We start from the raw sequence: 511 nt of genomic DNA on the forward strand, positions 1-511 counted from the left end.
ATCAACGGGACTCACTGGAGTTACCGGAGAAACCGGGTCAACGGGACTTACTGGAGCGACGGGAGAAACAGGATCAACTGGAATTACTGGAGTGACAGGAGAAACAGGGTCAACAGGACTCACAGGAGTTACCGGAGAAACAGGAGCGACTGGACTAACTGGAGTTACCGGGGAAACAGGATCAACTGGCATCACAGGAGTGACAGGAGAAACAGGATCAACGGGAGTCACCGGAGTGACAGGGGAAACAGGATCAACGGGGCTCACAGGAGTGACAGGAGAAACAGGATCAACGGGAGTCACCGGAGTGACAGGAGAAACAGGAGCGACGGGACTTACTGGAGTTACCGGATCAACGGGACCAACGGGCATCACAGGAGTTACCGGGGAAGCAGGATCAACGGGACTCACTGGAGTGACAGGAGAAACAGGATCAACGGGCATCACAGGAGTTACCGGAGAAACAGGGATAACTGGGATCACCGGAGTTACCGGGGAAACAGGATCAACT

The 511-nt window shown here is 54.4% G+C and carries 1 pseudogene; it reads left to right on the forward strand.

Going from position 1 to position 511, the window contains the following annotated elements:
• Window positions 1-511: pseudogene (locus tag AE2B122_RS19435) on the forward strand (hypothetical protein); the annotation flags it as partial.

The organism is Terribacillus sp. AE2B 122, from assembly GCF_902497585.1.
Lineage (GTDB): Bacteria > Bacillota > Bacilli > Bacillales > Amphibacillaceae > Terribacillus > Terribacillus saccharophilus_A.